Below are 5,193 nucleotides of genomic sequence, written 5' to 3' on the forward strand. Positions count from 1 at the left end.
ACCCCCCGCCGCGCCCCCCAAACCCAAAGCCGCATCCCCCAACTCATCACCAACGCCGTCCACGAAGCCCTCACCACACACAACGGCGACCTCACCGCCGCCACCGCCGAGCTGCAACGCAAAGCCATCCCCGACGCCATGGCCCTGCTCGACGCATGCCGCATCAGCGCCCGCTACGACGTCGTCGGCCACCCACCCCTGCCCGACATCCTGCGCAAGAAGTCCGCCCACGGCGCAGACGACGTATGGGAAGCACGCCCCAACTGGGCACGCCCCGACACCCCACCAGGCCCACACGACGTGACCGCCCTCGACATCAACGGCGCCTACCTGTCCGCACTCAAAACCCACCTCCCGCTCGGCGCCCTGGAATACTCCACCGGAAACGTCCACTCCCGCCGCCGCTCAGGAATCCACCTCATCACCCCACCCGAATGGGAACACCACTCCCATCTCCCCAACCCCCTCGGAAACCGCGAAGAACCCGGCCCCGTCTGGGTGACCGAACCCACCCTCCGCCTCCTCCAACGCCTCGCCACCGACACCTACGGCCACCTGTGCGAACCACCGGTCATCCATGCATCATGGACATCCGGCTCCACGGAACACCTCTTCGAGAAATTCCGCCAAGTCCTGCGCGACGCCCGAGAAAAGGCCATCACCGAAGAAGACGAAGTCACCCTGGAATACGTGAAATCGATGTATTCTAAGTTCGTGTCCACCATGGGAGAGTCGAACTTCAACAGGGCAATCTACCGGCCCGACTGGATGCACATCATCCGCTCACAGGCATTCGTCAACCTCTGGCTGAAAGCGCACAAAGCACACACAGCAGGACTGACCGTCATGCGCGTCATGGGAACCGACGAACTCCACATCGCCGGCGACTGGAGAGGCGTCTTCACCGAAGGACGCGGAGTCTCCCAGGTAAAGGTGAAAGACATCTACACCCTCCCCACCGGCGAACGGTAAAACCCCAACATGCCGGACAGGACACACGACTTCGGGCACTACGGCGCCAGAGGCGAACGCGGAAGCGAAGCCGCAGCCCGCGTACTCGACTCCCTCGCCGGAGGCATCACCTCCCCCGTCACCTCACGCCGAGGCCTCGCCGCCCGCCTGCGCTACCTCACCCGCTCCCCAGCCGGCTACGACGCCCTCCGGGAAGCCGACATCACCGTCACCCCCCGCACCATGAAAGCCTGGCTCGCCGGCACACAGCGCCCCAACAAGGCCAACCTCGCAAAGATCGACGCGGCCTACCGGGCACTACGCCGCCGCAACGTCGCCCGGTACCTCCTCAGACGCCTCAACGCGAACGGCGGCACACGAGTGGAGATCCACCCACTCGACCAAAGCCACGTACCCACTCCACGCCAACGCGTCCTGGAATACCGAAGACTGAACATCCGCAACTGGGACGCCATCATCGACGCCTGGGCCAGACAAGAAGCCCAAGCCCTCGACAACGCCTGGATCGACCAGATGGTCAACCTGGGATCACAATGGGGAAAGTACGAGTACGTCAGCGCCGTCGGATTCGCCGCCTGAAAGCACAACTGAGCCCCACCCAAGACGAACCAGGGCGAGGCTCAGCCGCAGTTCAATCGCTGCTGTCACCTGGCGGTGATTCCCCCAGGAGGAGCTCATCCCCAGCAGGGAACCGTGCTGTACCAACCTCCTTCCCAGGCAACCACCATGGCTAATCCGCCCAACGGCCCCCGCTCGGTCTTCGCTGCCTTGACGGTGCGCCACTCGCCGTCGTAACCAATTCCGTCACCAGGGACGAGGAGCGCCGCGGGCTCGGCGACGAGCGTCCCCGCCGGGTAAAGAAGCTCGCCGTGACTGAGCATCGTCGGTGACTTCTCCTGTGTCAGTGCCATGACCTCTCGTCTCATCGGCGCATACGTGTCTCACACAAGACAACTGCCGCCGCCCAAAGCAAACTTGCACATCTCTTGCACAACACCAAGGCGCAAGGGAGTCAGGGTGAGAAGATGGGACGTAACGAAAGTCGAGTGGGGAAGACGCACGTCTATGAGCGCGACCAGGATTCCCGGACCTGGTACGAACGTGGCTGTCTGCCACAAGGAGCGCGGCCTTAGCGCCAGATCGCCACAGGTCACCAAGGCGGACGAGACCAACCTGACCGCACTCAACTAGGCCATCCGACGGTTCGACATCCCCGATGCGGCTCCGCCGCATCCTGAAGACCTGCCGCGCGAGCTGAACGAGCACCGCTACCGCACCGAACTGGCGACTGTCCTTACTCCGGAGGCGAGACCGCGCGTACGGACTGGGCATCCTGCACCTGCGCGGCCTCACGCTGGCTGGTCGGATCAAGGACAAGCAAGTAGCGCGGCAACACATCGACGCCGAGTGGCGGGTGGCCGAGGAGTTCCCGGAGGACATTGAAGATCACGGCATCCACTTCGGACCGGAGAACACGGCCGTGCACGTCATCTCTACGGCGTCCGACATGGAGGACAACCGCCGTGCGCTGGACACCGCCGAGGACCTGATCCAGGGTGGTCTGACACTCCCGCTACGAGGGTCGGGCCACTGCACATGAACATCAGCCGGTCCCACCTTGCCCTGGGCGACCGTGACGCCGCCCCCGAATCGCTCGAAGCGGCGTGGGAGGTCGCGCCGGAGATGGCCCGCGTTCCCCCGACGAGCCACCTGCTGATGCGCGTCCTGACCTCGCTGCACCGGCGAAGCAACCCGAGACTGACCCGCCTTGCGAAGCGCGCTGGCGTACCCTTCTGAGACGTCATCTCATTTGGATCGGTAGCCTATCGGTCGTGGTTTCGATCGTTGAGCGGCTGGTGCCGGATGAGTTGTGGGAGCTGTTCCAGCGGGTGGTCCCGGAGGCTCCCTCGCGGCCTCAGGGCGGCGGTCGGCGTCGGCATGGCGACCGGGAGGTGTTGGCTGCAATCGTGTTCGTGGCCACGTCGGGCTGCACGTGGCAGCAGCTGCCGTCCGCGTCGTTCGGGCCATCGGGAGCGACGGCTCACCGGCGCTTTTCCGAGTGGTCGAAGGCCCGGGTGTGGGCAAAACTCCACCGCCTGGTCCTCGATGAGCTTGGTGCCCGCGGCGAGCTGGACTGGTCCCGCTGTGCGATCGACTCGGTGAACATGCGGGCCCTGAAAAGGGGGAGCTGACAGGTCCGAATCCTGTCGACCGGGGCAAGTACGGCTCGAAGGTCCATCTGATCACCGAGCGGACCGGTCTGCCCCTGTCCGTCGGGATCTCGGGGGCGAACCTGCACGACAGTCAGGCGCTGATCCCGCTGGTGAAGGGGATACCGCCGATCCGCTCCCGGCGCGGACGACGGCGGCGCAAACCGGGAAAGCTCCACGCCGACAAGGGATACGACTACGACCACCTGCGGCGATGGTTACGCAGGCGAGGCATCAGGCACCGCATCGCCCGCAAGGGCATCGAGTCCTCGACTCGCCTGGGCCGCCACCGCTGGACGATAGAACGCACGATGTCCTGGCTCGCAGGATGCCGCCGACTGCACCGACGCTACGAGCGCAAAGCCGAGCACTTCCTGGCCTTCACCAGCATCGCCTGCACCCTCATCTGCTATCGCCGACTCACCAAATGAGATAGCGTCTGAGGCGCCGAGGCAGGGCGGGGCGAGCGGCCGTGACGGTCGCTGACGACCGACTCGCCTTGACGTGCGCAGCCGGCGCCAAGTGATCATGGTGCGTGGCCTGTGCTCCGTCGACGCCGCCCGCCATTGCCTCCGAACCTGCTCGGCGACTTCCTTCAACCCGCGCTCCCCGGCTCCGGCGGCCTGGGGGTACTCCCGGCCGCCCGCGGCGCCGGCGTCGCCTCACACGGCCTCAGGGCACTCACGGCCTGGGCCCTCAACGAGATCGGCTTCCACCGCCTGGAGCTGGACCACCCCACCCACAACCACGCTTCATGCAGGGTTGCCACCAAGTCCGGCTACCTCCTGGAAGGCACCAAACGCAGCGCCGCCGTGATGACGACGGCCGGCACGACTTGCACCTGCATGCCCGCATCCGTGGAATGGGCCGATGAGTGCTTCTGGCTGATCGATGCCGAGCGTCTAACGTTCAAGCCCGGCTCCCACGACCCCTTCGACGGCCGGCCACTCTGATGAAAGGCTGGGCCTTCCCACCTTCGTGGGTACGACAGAGCCGTCGTTTCCTCCCTGTCCCGGAACTGGTCAGAGTGACCAACAATCCTTTGGCAACGGAGTCGGCTGAGGTTTCGCGGCGTCCCCGTCACATGGCTGATCGCCGAACGGTTTCCTGCCACTCGGCCATTACATCGTGGGACTCGTCCATGGCGGGATCGCGGCTTCCGCCGGGTGCGTAGGCCGGGGACCGGTCTGCGCGGAGCGGTACATGGGCGCAGTACCAGGCCCGCTTGGCGCCTGCTTGCTCCGCTTCCGTGCCGGTGCGTAGATAGTCGAGCAGTGCGGTCATGACTCGGCGGCGGCCGAAAACGTAGACGGCGGGTTCGACGTACCAGCGGCAGAAGCTGGGGTCCGGGTCGTGGACGGCTGCGGCCAGCAGCGGGGCGAAGAACTCTTCGGGCAGGTGGGTGCGTTCGAGCAGTGGCTTGCGCACCGCATGGGCCAGGTGCCGTGCGCGGCGTGCTTCCGGCACGTCGGGCGCGTGCCCGAGATCCATCAGCCGCGCCACCTCGGTGGCGTATGACAGGAAGGAGTGTGCAGCTGGCTTGTTGTGTTCTTCGTCGGCCATGGCGGCATTCTGGACTGGCTCAGGTCAAGAGGGGTACGGGGCGTGGGTTGCGGTGTACTGGCGTACAAACTTGATGATGCGTCAGCTACTCCTGTTGGTCGGGATATCCAAGTTGGCCACTGACCGGATCATCGACCGACGGGCCAGGAACTCCCAGCCTGGAATAATTTAGGGGTCAGTTTTGAAAGGTCGGAAATGCGAATCGATATTAAATTCAGTTTTCGGGGGGTGCAGTATAGGAAATCGTCCTCTTTCTGATAAAGGCTCAGACAGAGGACGGACCCGTCTTTGCTGGCGCGCTTTTAGGGATTCGCGGAGCGAATCCCGTGTTCTGCGTCACGGAGTGACGCAGCGTCAACTTGCTTGCGGAGCAAGCAAGTTGGAGCCGCGGAGCGGCTCGGTGGCTTCCGGCCCGTAGGGCCGGCGCGTCGTGCCCGCGGAGCGTGGC

General features: G+C 65.0%; 5 protein-coding genes and 2 pseudogenes. 5 read left to right on the plus strand and 2 right to left on the minus strand.

Going from position 1 to position 5,193, the window contains the following annotated elements; all coding sequences use genetic code 11:
- Both KBY47_RS35970 and KBY47_RS35975 read left to right on the plus strand, forming a co-directional pair.
- Positions 1-972: pseudogene (locus KBY47_RS35970) on the plus strand (transcriptional regulator); the annotation flags it as partial.
- 9 nt (positions 973-981) lie between these two features.
- Positions 982-1,551 (plus strand): transcriptional regulator, encoded by a 570-nt coding sequence (locus KBY47_RS35975; protein WP_210928829.1) that lies wholly within the window; start codon positions 982-984, stop codon positions 1,549-1,551.
- A gap of 95 nt (positions 1,552-1,646) precedes the next feature.
- Here the strand turns inward: KBY47_RS35975 and KBY47_RS35980 are convergent, their stop codons facing one another.
- Positions 1,647-1,883: a hypothetical protein gene (locus KBY47_RS35980; protein ID WP_247695758.1), complete on the minus strand. Its 237-nt coding sequence runs from the start codon at positions 1,881-1,883 to the stop codon at positions 1,647-1,649.
- Positions 1,884-2,568: 685 nt separating this feature from the next.
- Here KBY47_RS35980 and KBY47_RS36930 point away from each other — a divergent pair.
- The 3 genes and pseudogenes from KBY47_RS36930 to KBY47_RS35995 form a co-directional block, all read left to right on the plus strand.
- On the plus strand, positions 2,569-2,769 hold the full coding sequence (locus tag KBY47_RS36930) for a hypothetical protein (RefSeq protein WP_247695761.1): 201 nt from the start codon (positions 2,569-2,571) through the stop codon (positions 2,767-2,769).
- A 44-nt stretch (positions 2,770-2,813) separates the two neighbouring features.
- Positions 2,814-3,613, plus strand: a protein-coding gene (locus KBY47_RS35990; RefSeq protein ID WP_210928831.1) for an IS5 family transposase whose coding sequence is annotated in 2 segments (ribosomal slippage) — positions 2,814-3,162 and positions 3,162-3,613 — 801 coding nt in all. Because the reading frame shifts where the segments join, the coding sequence is not laid out codon by codon here.
- Between the two features lie 198 nt (positions 3,614-3,811).
- Positions 3,812-4,056 (plus strand): annotated as a pseudogene (locus KBY47_RS35995) (GNAT family N-acetyltransferase); the annotation flags it as partial.
- Positions 4,057-4,262: 206 nt separating this feature from the next.
- On the opposite strand, the gene KBY47_RS36000 reads toward KBY47_RS35995, so the two are convergent.
- Positions 4,263-4,745: a hypothetical protein gene (locus tag KBY47_RS36000; protein WP_247695759.1), complete on the minus strand. Its 483-nt coding sequence runs from the start codon at positions 4,743-4,745 to the stop codon at positions 4,263-4,265.
- Positions 4,746-5,193 lie beyond the last annotated feature (448 nt).

It is taken from the genome of Streptomyces sp. B93 (assembly GCF_018070565.1).
GTDB lineage: Bacteria > Actinomycetota > Actinomycetes > Streptomycetales > Streptomycetaceae > Streptomyces.

Excerpts from the sequence above, each read along its gene's own strand:
- KBY47_RS36000 (WP_247695759.1), bottom strand. The coding sequence starts at position 4,745 with ATGGCCGACGAAGAACACAACAAGCCAGCTGCACACTCCTTCCTGTCA.
- KBY47_RS35980 (WP_247695758.1), bottom strand. The coding sequence starts at position 1,883 with ATGGCACTGACACAGGAGAAGTCACCGACGATGCTCAGTCACGGCGAG.
- KBY47_RS36930 (WP_247695761.1), top strand. The coding sequence starts at position 2,569 with ATGAACATCAGCCGGTCCCACCTTGCCCTGGGCGACCGTGACGCCGCC.
- KBY47_RS35975 (WP_210928829.1), top strand. The coding sequence starts at position 982 with ATGCCGGACAGGACACACGACTTCGGGCACTACGGCGCCAGAGGCGAA.